Origin of the sequence: Actinophytocola sp., from assembly GCF_036555685.1 — a bacterium.
In the GTDB taxonomy this organism is placed as follows: Bacteria; Actinomycetota; Actinomycetes; order Mycobacteriales; family Pseudonocardiaceae; genus Actinophytocola.
Genome location: NZ_DATBKY010000062.1, coordinates 1 through 19,691 on the forward strand (window position 1 = coordinate 1; position 19,691 = coordinate 19,691).

Here is a 19,691-nt window from a genome sequence, read left to right on the forward strand (position 1 = left end):
GGCGACGGTGAACGTGCCGCTGTCGTAGGCCGTGGTGTTCGCGATCGCGAGCGTCGGGATGCCGCTCACCGGCGAGGCCAGCTTGATCAGCGCCCAGTCGTCGCCGGACGGGTTGTTGTAGCCCGGCGCCTGGTAGACGTAGGTGGACTGGCGGGTGATCCGGGCGGGGTCCTGCAGGTCCACCGCGCCCATCGTGGCGGTGATGCCGGTGTTGTTGCCGGTGCCGCTCACGCAGTGGGCGGCGGTCAGCACGATCTGGTTGGTGTACATGGCGCCGCCGCAGCCCATGGACAGCCGCACCATCCACGGGAACTCGCCCTGCGCCGCCCGCGTGCCGCCGACGACCTGCGGCTGCACGTCGTCGGGTGGGGGCGCGGCCACCGCCTGCGCGGTGGCGGCGCCGAGCACCGCGGCGGCGCCCACGGCGACGAGCGTGGCCTTGCCGGCCATTCGTCCGAAGGTCGTCTTCCAGTGCAGGGTCATCTGTCAGTTGTCCTTTCGAATAAGGGAAATCAGAAGGTGAGCCGCCAGGAGTCGAGGTAGCCGGTGTCGATCGAGTAGAGGTCGCGCACCCGCAGCTGCCAGGTGCCGTTCGCGACCTCGCCGGCCGCGTTCACCGTGTACGTCGTGAGCACGTCGTCCGCGGAGTCGTTGCTCGTGTTCTTGAGCCGGTAGGTGGACCCGTCCGGCGCGACCAGGTCGATCTGCAGGTCGCCGCGGTAGGTGTGCTTGATGTCGACCGACACGGCCAGGTCCGCGGGCGCGTTGCCGGACACGCCGGTCACCGTGATCGGGCTGTTCACCGCGGCGCCGGCGTCGGGGATGTCGACGTTGTCGGTGTTCTCGAAGCTCGGTCCGGCGGGCGGCGGCTCGCTGCCGTCACACGTCGCGCCGATGACCCGCGGCGGGCAGTCGGAGTAGTCGAGCAGCATGAGCACGGCCTCGCGGTTGCGCGTGGTCTCGCGGCCGATCACCTCGTCGGGCGGGTAGAACCCGTTGATGCCACCCGAGGACGGGTACATCTCGAACGTGAACGAGTAGACCCGCTGGGTCGCCCACAGCCAGTCGTCGATCGAGCCGTCGGTGATGTAGAGGTCCGAGGCCTGCTCCGGGGTGTAGCCGTTGGTCGCGGCCATCTGCCGGCCCAGCGTCGAGAACGTGTCGTAGTCCTGCTGGGTCATGCCGGGCGCGGTGTTGCTGAACGTGTAACCGTACGGCCAGAGCACCAGCTCGGAGAACGTGTGGAAGTCGATGTTGGTCTTGATCTGCTGCACGCCGCCGACGACCCGGCTGCGCACGAAGTTCATGACCACGCCGACCTCGGGCGAGGAACCGGCGGACGCGCCGCGGTAGGTCTCGCTCGACGGGCTGCCGGACGACCCGCCACAGCAGCCCCAGTTGTAGGGCCAGTTGCGGTTGAGGTCGGTGCCGACCGCGGAGCTGCCGGAGTTCGGCTGGCGGTTCTTGCGCCAGCCCGCGTAGGAGCCGTTGCGGATGTCGTACTCGCCGCCGTCGGGGTTCATGTCCGGGACGAGCCAGATCTCCCGGCTGTCGACCAGGTTCGTGATCCGGCTGTCCGTGCCGTACTTGCTCGTCAGCTCGGTCAGCAGGTACAGCGCCATCTCGACGGTGAGGTGCTCGCGCGCGTGCTGGTGCGCGGTGAACAGCACCTCGGGCTCGTCCTCGTCGGTGCCGACGTTGTCGGAGATCTTCAGCGCGACGATGTCGCGGTTCTCGTACGAGTGGCCGATGAGCTGGCGGCTGACCAGGTTCGGGTACGCGGCCAGCGTGCTCGCGATCGCGGCGTTGGTCTCCGCGTAGTTGTGGTAGCCCGAGTCGGCGGGCGGGAAGTCGAGCGGCTCGACGTCCCCGGCCCTCGCGGGTGCGGGCTCGGCGCTGACCGTCAGCCCCAGCGCCCGGATCTTCGCCACCTCGGCCGGCGTGGCGGTGACGTTCAGCGCGCCGTGCTCGACGGAGTTGATCGCGGCGCCCGTCTTGGCCACCGCGTTGCGGACGTGCGAGTCGATGGTGCCGGAGACGAAGTACTCGGCGGAGCCGCGGGGTTGCGCGGCAGGCGCGGGCTCGGAGGCCGCGGTGCCGGTCACGGACAGGACGAGGGTCAAAGCGGCTAGCGCCCCGACCACTATGGACGGGCGTTCGTGTCTCACGCGGGCCTCCCGCAGGGGGCACCGGCCCCGGCCGGTGCTGGAGGTGTGTATTCAGTTGTCGGCGCAGCGGACCGAACCCGCGTGGGGTGCCCTCACGGCCCGGCTTTCGCCTGGTTGCTGATGTTCACCTGAGACCGACCTCTTCACAAGAGGTCAAACGGGCGTTACGTCCCGTTACCAGTTAACGGATGCCGAGCCGGCGCATGAGGCGCAGCGAGGCCGCCATGACCTTCGTGTAGAGCCCGTAGGGCACCCACTTCGGCGGGTTGAGCATCGCGATCCGTTGCGTGCCAATCGTTTGCGCCTCGGTGTACTTGAGCAGGCCCTCCGCCCCGTGCCGGCGGCCCAGCCCGGAGACGCCCATGCCGCCCATGGGCGCGTCGATGCTGCCGTACGCCGACGCGTACCCGTCGTTGACGTTGACCGTGCCGGCGCGCAGCCGCGCGGCGACCTTCGTGGCACGGGCCCGGTCGCGGCCGAACACGCTGGCGTTGAGCCCGTAGTCGGTCTGGTTGGCGAGCGCGACCGCCTCGTCGTCGGAGCCGAACGGGTAGAGCGACACGACCGGCCCGAACGTCTCCGCGGCGTGCGGCAGCATCTCCGGCGTGACGTCGGTGAGCACGGTCGGCTCGTAGAAGTACGGGCCGAGGTCCGGTCGCGGCCGCCCGCCCGTGAGCACGGTGGCGCCCTTCGCGCGGGCGTCGTCGACGTGCTCGGACACGGTCTTCAGCGCGCGCTGCGAGGTCAGCGAGCCCATGTCGGCGGCGTAGTCGAAGCCCGGCCGCAGCGCGAGCCCGCCCGCCTGCCCGACGAACGCCTCGGCGAACGCGTCGAAGATCGAGTCGTGGACGTAGATCCGCTCGATCGAGATGCACAGCTGCCCGGCGTTGGCGAAGCACGCGCGGATGGCCTGCGTGGCCGTCTCGGCGATCCGGACGTCGTCGAGCACGACCATCGGGTTCTTGCCGCCGAGCTCGAGCGAGCAGCCGACGAGCCGCCTGCCCGCCCGCTCGGCGATCAGCGTGCCGGTGCGGGTGGAGCCGGTGAAGCCGATGTAGTCGCAGGTGTCGACGACCGCACCGCCGACCACCGGGCCGTCCCCGAGCACCACCTGCAGCAGGCCCGCCGGGAGCCCGGCCTGGTACAGCAGGTCGGCGCCGAGCAGCGGGCTGAGTGCGGTCTGCCGGTCGGGCATGAGCACCACGGCGTTGCCGGCCATGAGCGCCGGGACGAGGTCGCCGAGTGCGAGCGTGAACGGGTAGTTCCAGGGCGAGATGATGCCGACGACGCCCTTGGGCACGTGCGTCTCCAGGGCGGTGATCGCGCCCGGCATGAGGCCCGCGCGGCGTTGCGGCCTGAGCAGCTTCGGGGCCTTGCGCAGGTAGTAGCTGGTGACGAGCAGCGGCTCGCAGAGCTCCTCGAACGCGTCGCGGCGGGCCTTGCCGGTCTCGGCCTGGATGAGGTCGAGGACGGTCTCGCGGTTGCGCAGCAGCAGGCCGTGGAAGCGTTCGAAGACCGTCAGCCGGTCCTTCACCGGCGTCGCGGCCCACTCCCGCTGCGCGCGGGTGGCCCGCTCGAACGCGGTGTGCACGTCGGCGGTGTTGGACTCGGGGAGCGTGGCGAGCTCTCCGCCGGAGAACACGGCGGTGGACGTGTAGGTCGCGCCGGACTCGGCGGTGACGCGGCCGCGAAGGTGCTCGAGCAGCTCGTCGGTGAGCGAAGCGGGCCTCATCCGGCGATCTCCCGGTCGGTCGTGTCGTCTGTCGCCGGGGCGCTGGCCGCGGCGCGGGCCTCGTACTCCTCGCGGGCGGCGAACTCCGGGTCGACCAGCACCTGGTCGCCCTTGAGCGCGCGGACGATCCACTCGGCGACGGAGCGCGGCAGGAGGCGGGTGATGCGGTTCATCGCGTCGAGCGAGGCGGGCACGTAGACCTCGAACTTGTTGTGCCGCAAGGCTTTCACGATGGCCTCGGCGACGTCGGCCGGCGCGACCGACTTGAAGAAGCGGGCCTCCTTCACCCCGGCGGCGAGCTCCGTGCGCACGATCGCCGGCATGACGACGGAGATGTCGACGCCGCAGCCGCGCAGCTCGGCGCGGACGGCCTCGGACAGGCCGACGACGCCGTGCTTGGTGGCGCAGTAGGTGACGGCGCCGGGGAAGCCGGCCTTGCCGGCGGCGGACGCGATGTTGACGATGTGCCCGCCCCCGCGCGGCCGCATGCGTTTGATGGCCTCGCGGGTGCCGTGGATGACCCCGTGCAGGTTGATCTCGAGCTGGTGGGTCGTCGAGCGGTCGGACTCGTCCTCGAACCGGCCGAGCGGCATGATGCCGGCGTTGTTGACCAGGACGTCGATCGGCCCGAGCCGGCCCTCGACCTCCTCCAGGAACTTCGTGAACCCCGCCCGGTCGGTGACGTCGAGCAGGAAGGCCTCCGCGCCCAGCTCGGTCGCGGTCCTCTGCGCCACGTCCAGGTCCAGGTCCCCGATGGCGACCTTCGCGCCCTCCCGCACGAGCGCCGCCGCGGTGGCGGCTCCGATCCCGCGCCCCCCTCCGGTAATCGCGACGATCTTCCCGGCCAGCGAGCGGGGCTGACGAGCCATCACATCTCCCGACGTCGACACATACATTCCGGCAGGAAGGTTTCCAGTCCCCGACGCCGCAACGCAACCCGCGAGTCCAACGTTCCGCCGCCGCGAGTCCAACGCTCCGCCGCCGCGAGTCCAACGCTCCCGGCAGGCGAGTCCAACGCTCCCGGCAGGCGAGTCGTGCGTTCCAGCTGTCCACAGATGGCTTGGTTATCCAGTTGTCGTCGGCCACAGGCCGTCGGTGTCTGCCGACCTGCACAGTGACCACATGATCGAACTGCCCCCTGGATTGCACGGCGCGCATCTCCGCGACGATCTGCGAGCTCGCCTCGGCAATCGGCGGCTGAGTGCTGTCATAAGCGAAGGACGCCTGGTCGCCGTCGCACGGGGCGTGCTCGTCGAGCGACATCGCATGCTGGACCTGTGGACCCGGTCCGCTGCCGCTCTGCTGCAGGTCGGTGGTCGGGCGTTGCTCACCAGTCACACGGCCGCGCATCTACTCGGATGCACTGCCGCCGAAGTGGGCGAGGTCCATGTGCTGGTCGGCTACGACCGTCCGGTGCGGCGTGGCCGTGGTGTCTTCGTCCACCACGGTCTGTTCGACGAACAGGACGTCGTCGAGTTGCGGGGGCTGCGGGTCCACACACTGGACTGCGCGATCGCGGAGCTACTCTGCCGAGCCGCGCGTCGAACCGCGCTCGCTTGCGCGGATCAAGCGCTTGGCCTGATGTCGACGGATGATCGGCAGGCGTTCCGCGCCGAGGTGCTGAGTCGAATTCTGACCCGCCGAGACCCACGTGGGCGGCGCCGTGGGGAGATTCTTCTTCTGCTGGCCACCGGCCTGGCCGAGTCGCCGGCGGAGAGCTGGCTGATGCTGGGCTTCTTCGACGATGGCCTGCCCATTCCGCGACAGCAACATCCGGTGGTCGACGTGGATGGGCGGGAGAGGTACAGGCTGGATTTCGCGTGGGAGGAGGCGCGCGTGGCGGTCGAGTACGACGGCTACGTGGCGCACCTCGGCAACGTAGACCGCGACGTCGCCCGGCAAGCAGACCTCGAGCGACGCGGGTGGTTGGTGATCAGGGCCGACGCGGCGGACATCCGAAATCCGGCCCGGCTGCACCGCGAGATCCGCCGAGCACTGGGACGTCGGAGATTCGCGGCGTAGCCGGGCCGGAGATTCGCGGCGTAGCCGGGCCGGAGGGTGGTGGCTGATCGGTCGGACTCGCGGGGGCTGAGTGTTGGACTCGCGGGGGCTGACGGTTGGACTCGCGGGGGCTGACGGTTGGACTCGCGGTTCACGAGTGCAGCACGGCGCCGCCGCGGAGGACGAGCTCGCCGGAGAGGCGTTCCTCGTCGCGGTCCACGACGTCCGAGCTGCCGGCCAGGTGGGTGGGAGCCTGCGTGGCCTGCCGCGCGCGGTTGCGCTCTAGGCCCCAGATGACGAGTCCGATGATGACGGCGGTGATGAGAAGTTCCATGGCACTAAGTTTATGTTGGCGGCATTCCTGCCAATAGTGGCAGAGCAGACCTTGTGCATCAATATCCTGCCAACTACTCTGGCGGCATGCTCAAGACCGTCGCCGCGGTGCTGATCGACGACTTCGCGCCGTTCGAGTTCGGGGTCCTCTGCGAGGTGTTCGGCATCGACCGGACCGACGAAGGCGTGCCGCCCGTCGAGTTCCTGGTCTGCGGCGAGCGCCCCGGCGAGCCGTTGCGCACGAGCGTGCGCGCGATGGTCATCCCCGAGCACGACCTGTCCGCCGTGGAGAGGGCCGACCTCGTGGCCGTGCCCGCGGCGGCCATCCGCGAGGAGTACCCGACCGTGGTGCTCGAGGCGCTGCGGGACGCGTCCGCGCGGGGCGCCACGCTGATGTCGGTGTGCAGCGGCGCGTTCGTGCTCGGCGCCGCGGGCCTGCTCGACGGGCGGCGGTGCACGACCCACTGGCGCCACGTCGACGAGCTCGCCGAGCGGTTCCCCAAGGCGCTGCTCGACCCGGACGTGCTGTACGTCGACGACGGCGACATCATCACCAGCGCCGGCACGGCCGCCGGTATCGACGCGTGCCTGCACCTGGTCCGCCGCGAGCTGGGCTCGGCCGCCGCGACCGCGATCGCGCGCCGCATGGTCGTGCCGCCCCAGCGCGACGGCGGCCAGCGCCAGTTCGTCGAGCTGCCGATCCCGGAGTGCTCGGCGGACAGCCTCTCGCCGGTGCTCACGTGGCTGGCCGACAACCTGCGGACCGAACACACGGTCGCCGGCCTCGCCCGCCGCGCGCAGATGTCCGAGCGCACGTTCGCGCGGCGGTTCGTCGCGGAGACGGGGACGACGCCGCACCGGTGGCTGTCGATGCAGCGGGTGCTGCACGCGCGGCAGCTGCTGGAGGAGACGCGGCTGTCGATCGAGGAGATCGCGGAGCGGTGCGGCTTCGGCTCGGCTGCCCTGCTGCGCCACCATTTCAACCGCGTCGTCGGCGTCTCGCCGAAGGACTACCGGCGCACGTTCGGGCGGGCCGCCGAGCTTCGTTCTTGAGTGGCCGTCGAGCGGTGTCGGTCAGAATCAGAGGCTGAGATGTGCCCCGTGCACGGGAGGCCGGGTCCGGTGAACGACCGCGAGCAGAAGATCGACACATACGTGGGCACGTGGAACGAGCCCGACCTCGAGGCGCGGCACGTGCTGATCGAGCAGGCCTGGACGGCCGACGGCGTCTACCACGCTCCTGCCGTCGAGGCGAAGGGCCACCGCGAGATCAGCGACAACGTCGCGCGCATCCGGCGGAAGTACCCGAACCGGGTCTTCTGCCGGACCAGCGAGGTGTTCCTGCACAAGAACCGGGCCCGCTACACCTGGGCGATGCTCGACCTGGCCGGCTCGGCGACCATCGCAGGCGTCGACTACGCCCTCTTCGCCGAGGACGGCCGCCTGCGCCGCGTCCACTGCGTCTACGACCGCAAGCCCCGCGTGGACGAGGCCGTCGCCTAGCCCTGTTCGGCGGACTTGCGAAACTCGAGCCACCGCTGCGAGGTCGAGTTCCAGACCTCGCGGTACGCCTCGTAGAACTCGTCGACCATCGCGTCGGTCATGCCACCGGCCGGCGTCCGCGCGACGAGCATGGTGAGGTCCTCGTCGAGCCGGTGGAGGCGATGTTGCTGCTCCTCCATGAGCACCCACCGCGAACGCCAGTTGAAGAACGGCTCCACGGCCGACACGACGGTCACGGTGGCGACGAGCGCGAACCCGATCCCGGTCCACAAGTCCAGGTCCTGCACCCCGAGGATGATCGTCGACGCGGCGGACAGCACCAGCGTCGCGATCTTCACGAGGGATGCCGCCGCGCGAAATCCACGCCGCTTGCGTCTCGAGTACGCGATCGCCTCGGCGATCCACCGGCGCAGGAGCTCGGCGCGCCGGCTCGGCGTCAATCCGGCCGGGGCCGGCCCGGGCGTCTCGTCGGTCATGCCTGCATGTCGCGGGTTCGCGCGGTTCGTTACCCCGGTGCGATCACCGGTAGGGCGCGGGGCAGTACCTCCAGGGTGACCGCCCGGCCGGCGGGCACCGGCTCGCCGTCGTGTTCGAACCGGAGGGGGCCGGCGTCCAGGCGTTCCAGCCGCACCCGCCGGCCCCGCGCGTACACGACGTCCGGCAGGCCGACGTGCGCGCCCGTCTGCGTCAGCCGCACCATGTCCCGCACCGAGTGCGAAGCGCCCACCACGCACACGTCGAGCAGGCCGTCGTCCAGCACGCTGTGGGGGAGGAGCTCGTAGCGGCCGCCCCGGTGGCGCGCGCCGCCCACGTTCGCGAGCATCGTGGGGCCACTGTGGACCACCTCGCCGTCCACGACGACGCGGCCGGGGTAGGGCTCGTACTGCTCGCCCAGGTCCGCCAGCGCCGCCGCGTACGAGGTGCCGGCGGACTTGGCCAGCCGGATGGCCTGCGCGGGAAGGCCCGCGCTCGCGCCGGACAGCACGACCCCGTCCGTGCCGGCGATCCGGGCCACGTCGACCAGCCGCGGCGGCGCGCCGGACAGCGCCACGTCGAGTGCCACCTGCCACGGGGTGTCGCCCCACACCGTGCGGTAGAAGGAGTTCGCCGTGCCCGCCGGGACGATGTGCAGCGGCGCCGGCGACCGGGCCGCCCGCGACGCGGTGCCGTCGCCGCCGACCACGACCGTCAGGTCTACTTCGGACTCGCGGCAACGCCGGCGGACCTCGGCGGTCAGGGCGGCCGAGTAGCCGCCGGCCGCCGGGTTCGCCACGACGCGGATCATGAGCCCTCAGTTCGCGGTCAGCACGAGCACGGCGTTCTGCCCGCCGAAGCCGAACGAGTTGCTGGTCGCCGCGCTGACCCCGAGTCGCCGCGGCGCACCGCGCACCACGTCGATCTCCAGCGCGGGGTCCGGGTTCTCGAGGTTCGCGGTCGGCGGCACCTCGCCGTGCTCGATGGTCAGCACCGTGCACGCCGCCTCGATCGCGCCGGCCGCGCCGAGCGAGTGGCCGGTCACGCCCTTCACCGAGGTCACCGCGGGCAGCGCGGGGAACACCCGGGCCACCACGCCCGCCTCGACCGCGTCGTTCAGCGGGGTCGACGTGCCGTGCGCGTTCACGTGGTCCACATCGGACGGTTCGAGGCCGGCGTCGGTCAGCGCCGCGCGGATGGCCGCCTCCGCGCCGGTACCCGACGGGTCCGGCGCGGTCGCGTGGTGCGCGTCCGCCGAGGCGCCGTAACCGCTCACCCGCGCCCGGATCCGCGCGCCGCGGGCCACCGCGTGCTCGTGCCGCTCCAGCACCAGCACGCCCGCGCCCTCCGCGGCGACGAACCCGTCCCGGTCGACCGAGAACGGCCGCGACGCCGCCGCCGGATCGTCCACCCGCCCGGACAGCGCGCCCATCCGCGTGAAGCCGGCGACGATCGGCCGGGACAGCCCCGCCTCGGCGCCGCCGGCCAGCACGATGTCGCAGCGCCCGGTGCGCAGCAGGTCCCGCGCGGTGCCGATCGCCGTGGTCCCGGACGCGCACGCGGTCGTCGTGACCAGGTTCGGCCCCTGCGCCCCGCAGTCGATCGCCAGGTACCCGGCGACCATGTTGACCCCCATCATCGGGATCAGCATCGACGACACCTTGCCCGCGCCGTCCGCGAGCAGGGTCTCGTGCTGGGTGGTGAACGTGCCGACGCCGCCCAGCGCGTTGCCCATCACGACCCCGACGCGGGCGCCGTCCCACGCGGACGTGTCCAGCCCCGCGTCCGCGATCGCCTCCCGGCACGCCACGAGCGCGAGGTGCACGTACCGGTCCAGCCGCCACGCGGTACGCCGGCCGAGCAGCGCGTCGGCGTCGAACCCGGGCACCCGGCAGGAGAAGTCCACCGGCATGCCGTCCAATGTGGAGTCCGACGAGGCGGTCGGGGTGCCCGCCCGGATCGTCCGCCAGGTCTCCGCGACGCCGATCCCGGCCGGGGTGACCAGGCCGAGCCCGGTCACCGCCGCCTGGAACGGCTCAGCCATCGCCGCGGATGCCCTTGGCGGCGAGCATCTCGAGCGCGTCGCGGACTCGCGCCTTCGGCGTCACCTCGTCCTCGCCGATGGCGACGCCGAACTCCTTCTCCGCGACCAGGGCGAACTCCACGATCGCGAGCGAGTCCAGGTCGAGCTCGGCGAACGTGGCGTCCGGGTGCACCTCGTCGGCCTCGACGCCGAAGTAGCCGACAAGCAGCTCCGAGAGCCGGTCGAGAACGGTGGTCATCGCGTGTTCCTCCACTTACAGCACCGAGATGTCCGGCCAGCGCAACACGGTCGAGCCCCACGTGAGCCCGCCGCCGAACGCGCCGAGCAGCACCTGCTGCCCGGGGCGAAGTTCCCCGCTCGCGCAGGCCGCGGTGAGCGCGAGCGGGACCGACGCCGCGGCCGTGTTGCCGACGTCGTCGATGTTGCGCACGAACTTGGCGGCCGGCTGGCCGAGCATGTCCGCGACCCCGTTCAGGATCCGGGCGTTCGCCTGGTGGATCACGAACCGGTCGACGTCGCGCACCCGCAGCCCGGCCTTGTGCAGCACGGACTGCGCCGAGCCGGCCATCTGGAAGATCGCCTTGCGGAACACCGCCTTGCCGGCCATCGTGAAGTACCGCTCGTCCTCCGTCCCGGACCGCGGCTGCCGCGACCCGCCGGCCGGCACCATGATCAGGTCCGCGTCCTGGCCGTCGCTGCCGAGGTCGAACGGGCCCAGCGCGCCCAGCTCGTGCGGGGCGCCCGCGCGCAGCACCACCGCGCCCGCGCCGTCGCCGAAGATCGCGGCCGTGGCCCGGCTGTCCGGGTCGACGATCGTGGAGAACGTGTCCGCACCGATCACCAGCACCCGCTCGGCCACGCCCGCCGAGATCAGCCCGGCGCCGGAGGCGAGCGCGTACAGGAAGCCGGTGCAGACGGCGTTCACGTCGAAGGCCGCGATCCGGTCGAGCCCGATCCGGTGCGCCACGTCCGGGGCGGTCGCGGGGCACGGCCGGTCGGGCGTCGTCGTGGCGAGCACCAGCGCGTCGACGTCCTCGATGTCGGCCGACTTCAGCGCGAGCATGCCCGCCTCGACGGCGAGGTCGGACGTGGCCGTGCCGGGGTCGACGACGTGCCGCTGCCGGATGCCGGTGCGCGCCCGGATCCACTCCTCGGAGGTGTCCAGCCGCGCGGCGATGTCGGCGTTGGGCACGACCCGTGGCGGCACGAACGTGCCGAGTCCACACAGGACCGCCGACGTCCCCTCCGCCGGCACCCCCGGCAGGGGCACGACCTCGGCGATCTTCTCGTTCATAGCGCCTCCTCCAGACCGATGTACGCGAGCCGGGCGGCCTTCATCTCCCGCGACCACTCGTCCGCGGTCGCCGTGCGCTCCTCCGGCGTGGTGTCCACGAGGCGGCGGCCCGGCCAGATCTCGTAGTCCCCGACGACGGCCGCCTGCTGCTCCAGGCCGCGCTGGAACAGCACCTCGCGGCGCAGCACGAGCTCGTGCACCGGCAGCACCGTCCACATGTGCATGCCGCGCGCGACCAGCTCCAGCGCGCGCTCCTTGTCCTCCGGATGCCCGGCGAGGTACTCCTTGGCGATCGCCGCGCCGACCGTCAGGTGGCGGATCTCGTCGATGCCCGCGCCGCGGTCGATCTCCGCCGCCGCCGGGTCGAGCGGGCGCCACTTGCGCTCCGACAGCTCCGCCGCGGGGGCCAGCGCGCCCTCGATGATGATCGTCATCAGCACCACGCCGCCGAGGAAGTCCGCGTCGTCGCGCATGATCTTCAGGCCGAACTCCTCGAGCGGGTCCAGCACCGCGTGGATGTCCGCGCCGGCGAACGCCTCGACCGCCTGCCACAGGTTCGTCGCCGGCACGCCGAGGGCGAGCAGGTGGTTGCGGAAGACCATGGCGTGCCGTGCCTCGTCGAGCACCTGGGTCGCGTAGAACTCCATCGTGTCGGTGTCCGGCGCGATCGGCACCAGGTACGACAGCGCGCGGGTCGCCTTCTCCTCGGCCACCGAGCGGAAGGCGTACTCGGTGAGCAGCGCGTCGCGCAGCGGTCCGGGCTCGCGCATGAAGTCCGGCACGGTCAGCGCGGGGTCGTGCCCGTCGGGCCGGCCGGCGAGCGTGCCCTGCGGCACCGTCTCCAGCCAGTACCGCAGGTTCGCCTCCCGCGGCGTCAGCTCGACCGACAGCGCGCCATCCACAAGAGACGGAGCGGTGTCCCAGCTCAGCTGGTTCATGACGTGACCAGCTCCCGCCGCGGCCGGGCGAACTCCGGCGCCGGCTCGAACGGCACCGAGAACGGCTTGAGCGCGTTGCCGAACAGCGCCCGGTCGCCGAGCAGGTGGATCGGGATCGCGAGCAGCGCCCACTCCCACCCGGCCACCAGCACCCACGCGCCGACGACCGCCGCCTGCGTGGCGAAGCTGTGCATCACGTTGTAGAGCACGTAGTAGGCCTTCGGGATCCGCGCGCCCTTCGCCCGGTGGTGGGCGAGCGCGCCGGGCAGGTAGCCGAGCACGTCGATGTAGGCGAACAGCACCACCGCCGGCAGCCAGCGGACCTCGCCGATGTGCAGGACGAACAGCACGACGCACGCGGCGAGCGCGATCCCGTACTCCAGCCGCACCAGCGCGTGCGTGGTGCGCGTGTCGAAGCGGTTCACGGCGTCCATCAGGCGGCCCTTCCCAGGTCGGTCAGGGCCTCGCCACCCTCGAGCACCGAGGTCCTGCCGAACAGCCCGGCCAGCACCTCGCAGACGGCGCGCTTGATCACCCGCTCGGCGATCGGGTCCATGATCCCGGCGAGGCTCTCGATGCCGAAGTCGTAGCGGGCCTCGAACCGCACCACGCAGCCGCCGATCCCGGGCACCAGCTGCCACGAGCCGGCGAACTCCGCGAAGTCGCCCTCGGTCTGCGCGAAGTCGATGCGCAGGCTCGCCTCGTCGACGGTCTCGGTCTCCGTCCACCGCATCGGCCCGCGCCGGAAGTTGACCACCCAGTCCGTGCCGTCCGCGTGCGTGGTGACCTCGCGGACGTCGGCGGCCAGCCCGGGATACCGCTCGAACTCGGCGATCCGCGCGAGCGCCGCCCGCGCGTCCCGCGCCGCGATGTGCACGGTCAGTACGACTTTCCGCATGTCCGATCTCCTGTCAGCTCCGCACCGCACGGGCGGCCCGCTCGAACGCGTCGAGCAGGAACCGCACGTCGCGGTCGTCCAGCACCGCGGGCGGGGTCAGCCGCAGCACCCGGTCCGAGTTCAGCGAGTGGTTGGCGATCACCCCCGCCTCCATCAGCTCCAGCAGCAACTCGCCCGCGAGCCCGTCGACGGCGCACTCGATCCCGATCAGCAGGCCCGCGCCGCGCACCTCGGCCACCGCGTCGCCGAGCACGTCCGCGCACAGCCGGGTCAGCTCGGCGGACAGCCGCGTGCCGAGCCGGTCCGCGCGGGCCACCAGGTCGTCCTCCCGGATCGCCGCGATCGCCCCCCGCACGGCCGCCATGCCCAGCGGCGCGCCGGAGAACGTCGACGTGTGGATGAACGGGTCCCGGTCGAACGGCGCGAACGCCGCCTCGGTCGCCACCAGCGCCGACACCGGCAGCACGCCGCCGCCGAGTGCCTTGCCCGCCAGCAGCACGTCCGGCACCACGCCCTCGCGGTCCGCGCCCCACCACCGGCCGAGCCGGCCGAGCCCCGTCTGCACCTCGTCCAGCACCAGGAACGCGCCGTGCGATCGGCACGACTCCGCGACCGCGCGCAGGTAGCCCGCCGGCGGGAGCACCACGCCCGCCTCGCCCTGCACCGGCTCGACCAGCACGCACGCCTCGCCCGGGCGCGCGGCCAGCACCGCGTCCAGCGCGGCGGCGTCGCCATAGCGCACGTGCGTGACGTCCGGCAGCAGCGGCCGGAACGGGTCCTGGAACACCGGCCGCGCGGTGGCCGACAGCGCGCCGAGCGTCTTGCCGTGGTAACCGTCCACCATGGACACCAGGTGGCGCTTGCCGTGCGCCCGGGCCAGCTTGATCGCCGCCTCGACCGCTTCCGCGCCGCCGCACGCGAAGTGCACCCGGTCGAGCCCGGCCGGGGTGACCGACGCGAGCGCCTCGGCGGCGAGCGCGGCCTGCGGCTCGAGCAGCAGCCGGGTGGCCACGGGGTTGCGGTCCAGCTGCGCGCGCACCGCGGCCAGCACCCTCGGGTGCCGCGCGCCGGCGATGAACACCCCGTAGCCACCGCAGTTCAGCAGCTCGCGGCCGGTGCTCGTGCGCACCCACGCACCGGCCGAGGCGACCTCCACGTCGCCGCCGAACATCTCGCCGAGCGCCGCGCGGCCGGTGGACAGGTGGCGCCGGTAGGCGGCGGCCACCGAGTCCGCCGACTCCGCCGACTCCGCTGAGTTCATAGTGGACAGGTTGGGCGCACCGGCCGTGGCGGCCGCGGTGGACGGCATCAGGACACGACCATCGGGTGGCCGTCGTAGTAGTCGACCAGCGCGCCGGCCACGCTCGTGCGCGACGGCGGGTGGAACGCGATCGCGTGCGACGCGGCGGCCAGGTAGGCGATGTCGCCGCTGCCGATGAACGCCATCCCGCCGAGCAGCTCGACGGCCTGGGTCACGCTCGCCGCGATCGCGTCCTGCACCGCGTACCGGGTGACCAGCGCGGCCGCGAGCGTGTCGTTGTCGGTCTCGCCGTCCATCATCCGGCGGGCGAGCCCCTCGGTGAGCGCGGCGGCCGACTCGATCCGCACGGCGAGCGCCGCCCGGTCCCCCGCGCTGCCGCGCGCGCCGGCCAGCACCTTCTCCACGAGCACGCTAGCGATCCCGGTGTAGGACGCGCACACGGTGAGCTGGAACCAGATCAGCCCGACCGTGGTCAGCTGGTCCATCGCGGCCGCGAGCGACGGGTCCGGCGCGATGATCTGCTCGGGCGCCACGAGCACGTCGGTCAGCCGGACCTCGTTGCTCTCCGCGCCGTTCAGCGCCGGCGTCGACCAGAACGGGTGGATCGAGATGCCGGGCGTGTCCGCGGGCAGCATCAGCAGGCCCATGGCGACCGAGCCGTCCTCCTGCTCGATGCCGACGCTCGCGGTCAGCAGGTCCATCGACCGCGACAGGCTGCACGGCTTCTTCGCGCCGTTGACCAGGTACCCGCCCTCGACCGGCTCGGCCATCATCGTGGGGGCGAGGATTCCCTGCGACGTGCGGCCCTCGGCGAAGCCGGACGCGACCAGCAGCTTCTCCTCGACGACCCGGCGCAGCAGCAGCTCGTCGAGGTCGGAGCCGGCGCCGACCAGCTCCGCCACGGCGAACAGGGTGCCGAGCGAGAAGTGGTGCATCATCGTCGCGACCGTCATCGACGGCGCGGTCGCGGCGAGCGCGCGGACCACGCGGGCGGCGTCGAGCGGGGAGGCGTCGAGCCCGCCGTAGGCCGCGGGGACCATCAGGTTCGTGCCGCCGTGCGCGCGGAAGATCTCGATCGCCGGGCTGTCCGGCGACTCCAGCTCCTGCAGCGGGATCTCCGTCAGCTGCTGGCGCAGGCCCGGCAACAGCTTGTCGCAGACAGATCGGTCTGTTTCCAGGAAATGCATCTCAGCTCCTCGATCCGGGGAAGGTGGCGAAGACCGCGTCCCGCGGCCGGATCCCGGTCGCGCGGGACACGCCCTGCAGGTGGGAGGTGCGCAGCATCGGGTAGTTGGCCTCGCCGAACGCGCCGCCGGTCAGGCCGGTCCCGCCGTGTGTGGGCAGGTACGGCAGGAAGCCGATGTGCGAGTCGTTGATCTTGAGCACGCCGCCGTTGCGAACCCGCGCGACGAACGTGTCGAGCACCCGATCGTCGCTCGCCCACAAGGAGTTGCGCAGGCCGTAGGGGTTGCTGTTCACGTGCTCGAGCACGCGGTCGATCAGGTCCGGCCCCGGCTCGGCGACGATCACCGGCAGCAGCGGGAAGAACGTCTCGCCGCGCACCGCGTCGATCTCCCGGCAGCCGGCCAGACCGTCCACACGCAACACCGTCGGCTCGAGGAACAGGCCCGTGTCGCACGGGGTGCCGTCCACGTCGAGCCGCCGCGCGCCGTGCACGAGCGTGGCGCCGCGGTCCAGCGCGTCGCGCACGTAGGCGAAGAAGCGCTCGCTGCGCAGCACGGGGGAGAGCAGCACGCCGTCCTCGTCGGGGTAGCCCGGCCGGACCTGTCCGGCGGCCGCCGACAGCCGGGCGATCAGCTCGTCCGCGACGTCCGGGTGGGCCACGACCTGGTTGGGCACCATGCAGATCTGGCCGGACCCGTAGAAGCACTCGGTCAGCGCCTCGACCGCGGCCGGCACGTCGGCGTCGCGCCAGACCACCACGCAGTCGTTGCCGGCGAGCTCCAGCACCGGCTTCTTGCCGCGCGCCACGCATTCGCGCTCCAGCTCCAGCCCGCGCTCGACGTCGCCGGTGTAGAAGATGTCCGCCACCCGCGGGTCGTCGAGCCACGCGCGCAGCGTCGGGCCGGGCCGCGCGCAGAAGACGTTGAGCGTGCCGTCGGGTGCCCCGACCTCCCGCAGTGCGGGGAGGACCAGCTCACGCAGGGCGTACATGACGCCGAGCGGCGCGCTGCGCGGTGCGCGCACGACGACCGCGTTGCCGGCCAGCAGCGGGGTGATGCCGAACAGCGCGCTCGCCGCGGGCGCGTTCTGCGGCGGGTTCACGCACACCACGCCGTCCGCGACCCGGCGCACGGTCAGCGTGCGCTCGCCGTCCGGAAGCTCCTGGCGGAACTCCTGGTGCAGCTGGGCCGCGCAGTATCCGAGGGTCTCCGGGCTGAACAGCTCCAGCAGCCCGGCCACCTGCCAGCGGGCCAGCGCCGCCGGGCTGCCCTCCGCGACGAGCAGGTCGACGAGCTCGGACTCGTGCGCCCGCACGCGCGCGCGAACGAGCTCGCCCAGCCGCATCCGGACCGCGAGCGGCGTCGCGGCCCACTCGGGTGCGGCCGCCGCGGCGGCGTCCAGCGCGGCGGTGACGGTGCCCGCGTCGGCGACCGCGCACCGGCCGACGATCCCGTCGGCGGGCAGGTCGGTCGGCAGGTCGCCGCCGGCCTCCAGGCGCCGCTTGAGCGTGAGGCTCGCGAACACGTCGGTCAGGATCGACCGGGTGCTCACGGTGTAGAGGTAACGCCCGGAATCGACGTCCCGGCCGCCCACGTGGGAAACGTAGGTGGGCACCGGATCGCCGTGTGTCCGGGGCATTCCACTGGCCAGGCTGAGCGTCACGAATTCGAGTCTGACAACGAGTCCTGATGCCCCACTGACAGCGGGCTCGGGGACCGCCCGCAGCGCTGACACGCCGCTGACCCGCTGGTCGCGGGTTGTTTGGTGATCCGCTAGAACGCCCCAATACTTGGCCCGGCGAAAAGTAGCAGGCAACGAGGACCGGTGGATCGAGAATGACTACGGCAACGGTTGACATCGATTCCTTCCATTCCGCGCTCGCGGCGTACGGGAACAATCCGAGCGCATTTCTGGCGCTGAACTCCGGCAACTCCTACTTCACCGAGCCGGGCCTGGCCGGGGTCGTGGTCCACCGGCCGGCCGGCGGGTACCTCGTGCAGTTCGGCGCCCCGTTCGGCCCGGACCCCGCGGCCCTGCTGGCGGCGTTCACCGAGCACGCCCGCGCCCGGCGCCGCAAGATCGTCGCCATCCAGGTGCAGGCGGCCGACGTGGACACCTACGCCGACGCCGGGTTCACGGTCAACCAGATCGGCGCCTCCTACGCGGTCGACCTGGCCGCGTTCACGCTGCGCGGTTCGCGGTTCGTCCGGCTGCGCAACAAGATCTCCCGCGCCACCCGCAGCGGCCTGGTGGTCACCGAGGTCCGCCAGGAGGACTGGGACCTCGAGATGCGCGCGCTGGACGCGGAGTGGCTGCGGGGCAAGGGCCGCCACGCCAAGCCGCTGGAGTTCCTGGTCGGCGAGTACGGCGGCCCGGTACAGCACGCGCGGCGCCTCTTCGTCGGCACCATCGCCGGTGAGCTGGCCGGCTACATCTCCTACTCGCCGGCGTACGGCGACCGGCCGGGCTGGCTGCACGACCTGTCCCGCCGCCGCCCGTCGGGACCGCCCGGCGTGATGGAGGCGATCAACGCCGCCGCGATCGACAGGTTCCGCGCCGAGGGCGCGCCGTGGCTCCACTTCGGGTTCACGCCGTTCACCGGCCTGTCGCCGGACCTCGAGCACCCGTCGGCGAGCGGCTGGTTCCGGTGGCTCACCGGGCAGCTCGGCAGGCGCGGCGCGGCCGTCTACCCCGCGGCCACGCAGCTCGCGTACAAGCAGAAGTGGGCGCCGCACGCCGTGTTGCCCGAGTACGTCGCGTTCTCGCACGGCGCGAGCCTGAACGCGTTCCTGCAGGTCTTCCGCGCGTCGAACGCCCTGTGACGCGGCCGGTGCCGCGGGCCGGGACGTGCGGCCGGCTCGTGCGGAGGTCGGGGGCCGCTCGCGGGGTCAGGGGTGTGTCACCCGCGTGTCAGCGACCCCGCCGACCATCTGTCGGGCGAGTGTGGCGCGAGTGCGGAGGTGACCGGTATGACCGACAGGCCCTTGTCCCCGGTGCGGGCGCGCACGGTCGTGTTCAAGCTTTTCGGGTCCGTCGGCGTGGTCCGCGACGGCCGGCTGCTGGCGATCCAGGGCGGGCGCCAGCGGACGTTGCTGGCCACATTGTTGATCAATTCCGGCAAGGTCGTGACCAAGGAGCAGTTCTTCGAGGAATTGTGGGAAGGCCGGCCGCTGCCGAAGGCGAACAACGCGCTGCAGGCATTGATCACGCGGTTACGGAAACTGCTGCGGAGCACGTTCGGCGAGGAGTTCGCCCGGGAAAGACTGATCACGCTGCCCACCGGATACGTGCTGCACGCGGACACCGAGGAGATCGACGCCAAGCTCTTCGAGCATCTCGTCGCGCTGGCCCACAACGAGCTCGCGACGGACCCGCTCCGCGCGCGCGACCTGCTCACCGAGGCGCTGGATCTCTGGGACGGCCCGGTGCTCGAGGGCGTGGCGGGCGGCCCGCTGTGCCACAGCTCGGTCCTCCACTACGAGGAGAGCCGGCTCTCGGCCATCGAGGACAAGTTCCACTCGTGCATCGTCGCCGGCATCCAGGGCGGCGTGATCAGCGAGCTCAAGAAGATGGCCATGCTCTACCCGTGGCGCGAGCGGCTCGCCGAGATGCTCATGATCGCGCTCTACCGGTCCGGCCGGCAGGCCGACGCGCTGCGCGAGTACAACCTCGTGCGCCGGCGGCTGGTCGACGAACTGGGAATGGAACCGTCGGCGATGCTCCAAGATCGCATGCAGGCGATCTTGAACCACGACCCCTCGCTGGACCTCCTGCCCGACTTGGGGGCCCAGCGGCAGGCCGCGGGGTAACTAGTTGCCAAGCCAACTAGACGACGCAGTGTTACTCCTGCTGGCGCTTAT

At 72.0% G+C, this 19,691-nt stretch carries 21 protein-coding genes; 5 read left to right on the top strand and 16 right to left on the bottom strand.

The window, feature by feature from the left end:
* The 4 genes from VH969_RS06765 to VH969_RS06780 form a co-directional block, all read right to left on the bottom strand.
* Positions 1-483 (bottom strand): S1 family peptidase (locus tag VH969_RS06765; protein ID WP_331972075.1); only part of this gene is annotated, 483 nt, incomplete at its 3' end.
* Positions 484-512: 29 nt separating this feature from the next.
* Entirely contained in the window at positions 513-2,168 is a 1,656-nt protein-coding gene (locus tag VH969_RS06770) for a M14 family metallopeptidase (protein ID WP_331972078.1), read from the bottom strand.
* Between the two features lie 181 nt (positions 2,169-2,349).
* Positions 2,350-3,900: a succinic semialdehyde dehydrogenase gene (locus tag VH969_RS06775; RefSeq protein ID WP_331972081.1), complete on the bottom strand. Its 1,551-nt coding sequence runs from the start codon at positions 3,898-3,900 to the stop codon at positions 2,350-2,352.
* Complete coding sequence (locus tag VH969_RS06780; RefSeq protein ID WP_331972084.1) at positions 3,897-4,769, bottom strand: SDR family oxidoreductase; 873 nt, start codon at positions 4,767-4,769, stop codon at positions 3,897-3,899. Before VH969_RS06780 ends, VH969_RS06775 begins: the two co-directional genes overlap by 4 nt.
* A 253-nt stretch (positions 4,770-5,022) precedes the next feature.
* Here VH969_RS06780 and VH969_RS06785 point away from each other — a divergent pair, with 253 nt between their 5' ends.
* On the top strand, positions 5,023-5,922 hold the full coding sequence (locus VH969_RS06785; RefSeq protein WP_331972087.1) for an endonuclease domain-containing protein: 900 nt from the start codon (positions 5,023-5,025) through the stop codon (positions 5,920-5,922).
* Positions 5,923-6,052: 130 nt separating this feature from the next.
* Here the strand turns inward: VH969_RS06785 and VH969_RS06790 are convergent, their stop codons facing one another.
* Positions 6,053-6,235 (bottom strand): hypothetical protein, encoded by a 183-nt coding sequence (locus VH969_RS06790; protein WP_331972090.1) that lies wholly within the window; start codon positions 6,233-6,235, stop codon positions 6,053-6,055.
* 86 nt (positions 6,236-6,321) lie between these two features.
* On the opposite strand from VH969_RS06790, the gene VH969_RS06795 reads away from it, so the two are divergent.
* Positions 6,322-7,287: a helix-turn-helix domain-containing protein gene (locus VH969_RS06795; protein ID WP_331972093.1), complete on the top strand. Its 966-nt coding sequence runs from the start codon at positions 6,322-6,324 to the stop codon at positions 7,285-7,287.
* Positions 7,288-7,356: 69 nt separating this feature from the next.
* The gene (locus VH969_RS06800; protein WP_331972096.1) at positions 7,357-7,737 is read left to right on the top strand and encodes a hypothetical protein; all 381 of its coding nucleotides are present in this window, start codon (positions 7,357-7,359) and stop codon (positions 7,735-7,737) included.
* Here VH969_RS06800 and VH969_RS06805 read toward each other — a convergent pair.
* The 11 genes from VH969_RS06805 to VH969_RS06855 are packed head-to-tail and all read right to left on the bottom strand — an operon-like array spanning position 7,734 to position 17,424.
* Positions 7,734-8,213: a DUF4231 domain-containing protein gene (locus VH969_RS06805; RefSeq protein ID WP_331972099.1), complete on the bottom strand. Its 480-nt coding sequence runs from the start codon at positions 8,211-8,213 to the stop codon at positions 7,734-7,736. The genes VH969_RS06800 and VH969_RS06805 overlap by 4 nt on opposite strands.
* Before the next feature lie 29 nt (positions 8,214-8,242).
* On the bottom strand, positions 8,243-9,022 hold the full coding sequence (locus tag VH969_RS06810; RefSeq protein WP_331972102.1) for a diacylglycerol/lipid kinase family protein: 780 nt from the start codon (positions 9,020-9,022) through the stop codon (positions 8,243-8,245).
* A 6-nt stretch (positions 9,023-9,028) separates the two neighbouring features.
* Complete coding sequence (locus tag VH969_RS06815) at positions 9,029-10,255, bottom strand: beta-ketoacyl-[acyl-carrier-protein] synthase family protein (RefSeq protein WP_331972105.1); 1,227 nt, start codon at positions 10,253-10,255, stop codon at positions 9,029-9,031.
* The gene (locus VH969_RS06820; protein ID WP_331972108.1) at positions 10,248-10,493 is read right to left on the bottom strand and encodes a phosphopantetheine-binding protein; all 246 of its coding nucleotides are present in this window, start codon (positions 10,491-10,493) and stop codon (positions 10,248-10,250) included. The genes VH969_RS06815 and VH969_RS06820 overlap by 8 nt, the downstream gene beginning before the upstream one ends.
* Positions 10,494-10,508: 15 nt before the next feature.
* Complete coding sequence (locus VH969_RS06825; protein WP_331972111.1) at positions 10,509-11,549, bottom strand: beta-ketoacyl-ACP synthase III; 1,041 nt, start codon at positions 11,547-11,549, stop codon at positions 10,509-10,511.
* Complete coding sequence (locus tag VH969_RS06830) at positions 11,546-12,487, bottom strand: VlmB-like protein (RefSeq protein ID WP_331972115.1); 942 nt, start codon at positions 12,485-12,487, stop codon at positions 11,546-11,548. The genes VH969_RS06825 and VH969_RS06830 overlap by 4 nt, the downstream gene beginning before the upstream one ends.
* Positions 12,484-12,921 carry a hypothetical protein gene (locus tag VH969_RS06835; RefSeq protein ID WP_331972118.1) on the bottom strand — a complete coding sequence of 146 codons (438 nt, stop codon included), beginning with the start codon at positions 12,919-12,921 and terminating at the stop codon, positions 12,484-12,486. The genes VH969_RS06830 and VH969_RS06835 overlap by 4 nt, the downstream gene beginning before the upstream one ends.
* Positions 12,921-13,385, bottom strand: coding sequence for a type II toxin-antitoxin system RatA family toxin (locus tag VH969_RS06840; protein ID WP_331972121.1), 465 nt, complete (start codon positions 13,383-13,385; stop codon positions 12,921-12,923). Before VH969_RS06840 ends, VH969_RS06835 begins: the two co-directional genes overlap by 1 nt.
* A gap of 13 nt (positions 13,386-13,398) precedes the next feature.
* On the bottom strand, positions 13,399-14,646 hold the full coding sequence (locus VH969_RS06845) for an aspartate aminotransferase family protein (RefSeq protein ID WP_331972124.1): 1,248 nt from the start codon (positions 14,644-14,646) through the stop codon (positions 13,399-13,401).
* A gap of 47 nt (positions 14,647-14,693) precedes the next feature.
* On the bottom strand, positions 14,694-15,833 hold the full coding sequence (locus VH969_RS06850) for an acyl-CoA dehydrogenase family protein (protein WP_331972127.1): 1,140 nt from the start codon (positions 15,831-15,833) through the stop codon (positions 14,694-14,696).
* A 1-nt stretch (position 15,834) separates the two neighbouring features.
* Positions 15,835-17,424: an aldehyde dehydrogenase family protein gene (locus VH969_RS06855; RefSeq protein ID WP_331972131.1), complete on the bottom strand. Its 1,590-nt coding sequence runs from the start codon at positions 17,422-17,424 to the stop codon at positions 15,835-15,837.
* 242 nt (positions 17,425-17,666) lie between these two features.
* On the opposite strand from VH969_RS06855, the gene VH969_RS06860 reads away from it, so the two are divergent.
* Positions 17,667-18,653 (top strand): MprF family protein, encoded by a 987-nt coding sequence (locus VH969_RS06860; protein WP_331972134.1) that lies wholly within the window; start codon positions 17,667-17,669, stop codon positions 18,651-18,653.
* Between the two features lie 147 nt (positions 18,654-18,800).
* Positions 18,801-19,640, top strand: a complete 840-nt coding sequence (locus tag VH969_RS06865) for an AfsR/SARP family transcriptional regulator (RefSeq protein ID WP_331972137.1) — start codon at positions 18,801-18,803, stop codon at positions 19,638-19,640.
* Positions 19,641-19,691: the final 51 nt, after the last annotated feature.

Excerpts from the sequence above, each read along its gene's own strand:
- VH969_RS06775 (WP_331972081.1), bottom strand. The coding sequence starts at position 3,900 with ATGAGGCCCGCTTCGCTCACCGACGAGCTGCTCGAGCACCTTCGCGGC.
- VH969_RS06780 (WP_331972084.1), bottom strand. The coding sequence starts at position 4,769 with ATGGCTCGTCAGCCCCGCTCGCTGGCCGGGAAGATCGTCGCGATTACC.
- VH969_RS06785 (WP_331972087.1), top strand. The coding sequence starts at position 5,023 with ATGATCGAACTGCCCCCTGGATTGCACGGCGCGCATCTCCGCGACGAT.
- VH969_RS06790 (WP_331972090.1), bottom strand. The coding sequence starts at position 6,235 with ATGGAACTTCTCATCACCGCCGTCATCATCGGACTCGTCATCTGGGGC.
- VH969_RS06795 (WP_331972093.1), top strand. The coding sequence starts at position 6,322 with ATGCTCAAGACCGTCGCCGCGGTGCTGATCGACGACTTCGCGCCGTTC.
- VH969_RS06805 (WP_331972099.1), bottom strand. The coding sequence starts at position 8,213 with ATGACCGACGAGACGCCCGGGCCGGCCCCGGCCGGATTGACGCCGAGC.
- VH969_RS06810 (WP_331972102.1), bottom strand. The coding sequence starts at position 9,022 with ATGATCCGCGTCGTGGCGAACCCGGCGGCCGGCGGCTACTCGGCCGCC.
- VH969_RS06815 (WP_331972105.1), bottom strand. The coding sequence starts at position 10,255 with ATGGCTGAGCCGTTCCAGGCGGCGGTGACCGGGCTCGGCCTGGTCACC.
- VH969_RS06820 (WP_331972108.1), bottom strand. The coding sequence starts at position 10,493 with ATGACCACCGTTCTCGACCGGCTCTCGGAGCTGCTTGTCGGCTACTTC.
- VH969_RS06825 (WP_331972111.1), bottom strand. The coding sequence starts at position 11,549 with ATGAACGAGAAGATCGCCGAGGTCGTGCCCCTGCCGGGGGTGCCGGCG.
- VH969_RS06830 (WP_331972115.1), bottom strand. The coding sequence starts at position 12,487 with ATGAACCAGCTGAGCTGGGACACCGCTCCGTCTCTTGTGGATGGCGCG.
- VH969_RS06835 (WP_331972118.1), bottom strand. The coding sequence starts at position 12,921 with ATGGACGCCGTGAACCGCTTCGACACGCGCACCACGCACGCGCTGGTG.
- VH969_RS06840 (WP_331972121.1), bottom strand. The coding sequence starts at position 13,385 with ATGCGGAAAGTCGTACTGACCGTGCACATCGCGGCGCGGGACGCGCGG.
- VH969_RS06845 (WP_331972124.1), bottom strand. The coding sequence starts at position 14,646 with ATGAACTCAGCGGAGTCGGCGGAGTCGGCGGACTCGGTGGCCGCCGCC.
- VH969_RS06850 (WP_331972127.1), bottom strand. The coding sequence starts at position 15,833 with ATGCATTTCCTGGAAACAGACCGATCTGTCTGCGACAAGCTGTTGCCG.
- VH969_RS06860 (WP_331972134.1), top strand. The coding sequence starts at position 17,667 with ATGACTACGGCAACGGTTGACATCGATTCCTTCCATTCCGCGCTCGCG.
- VH969_RS06865 (WP_331972137.1), top strand. The coding sequence starts at position 18,801 with ATGACCGACAGGCCCTTGTCCCCGGTGCGGGCGCGCACGGTCGTGTTC.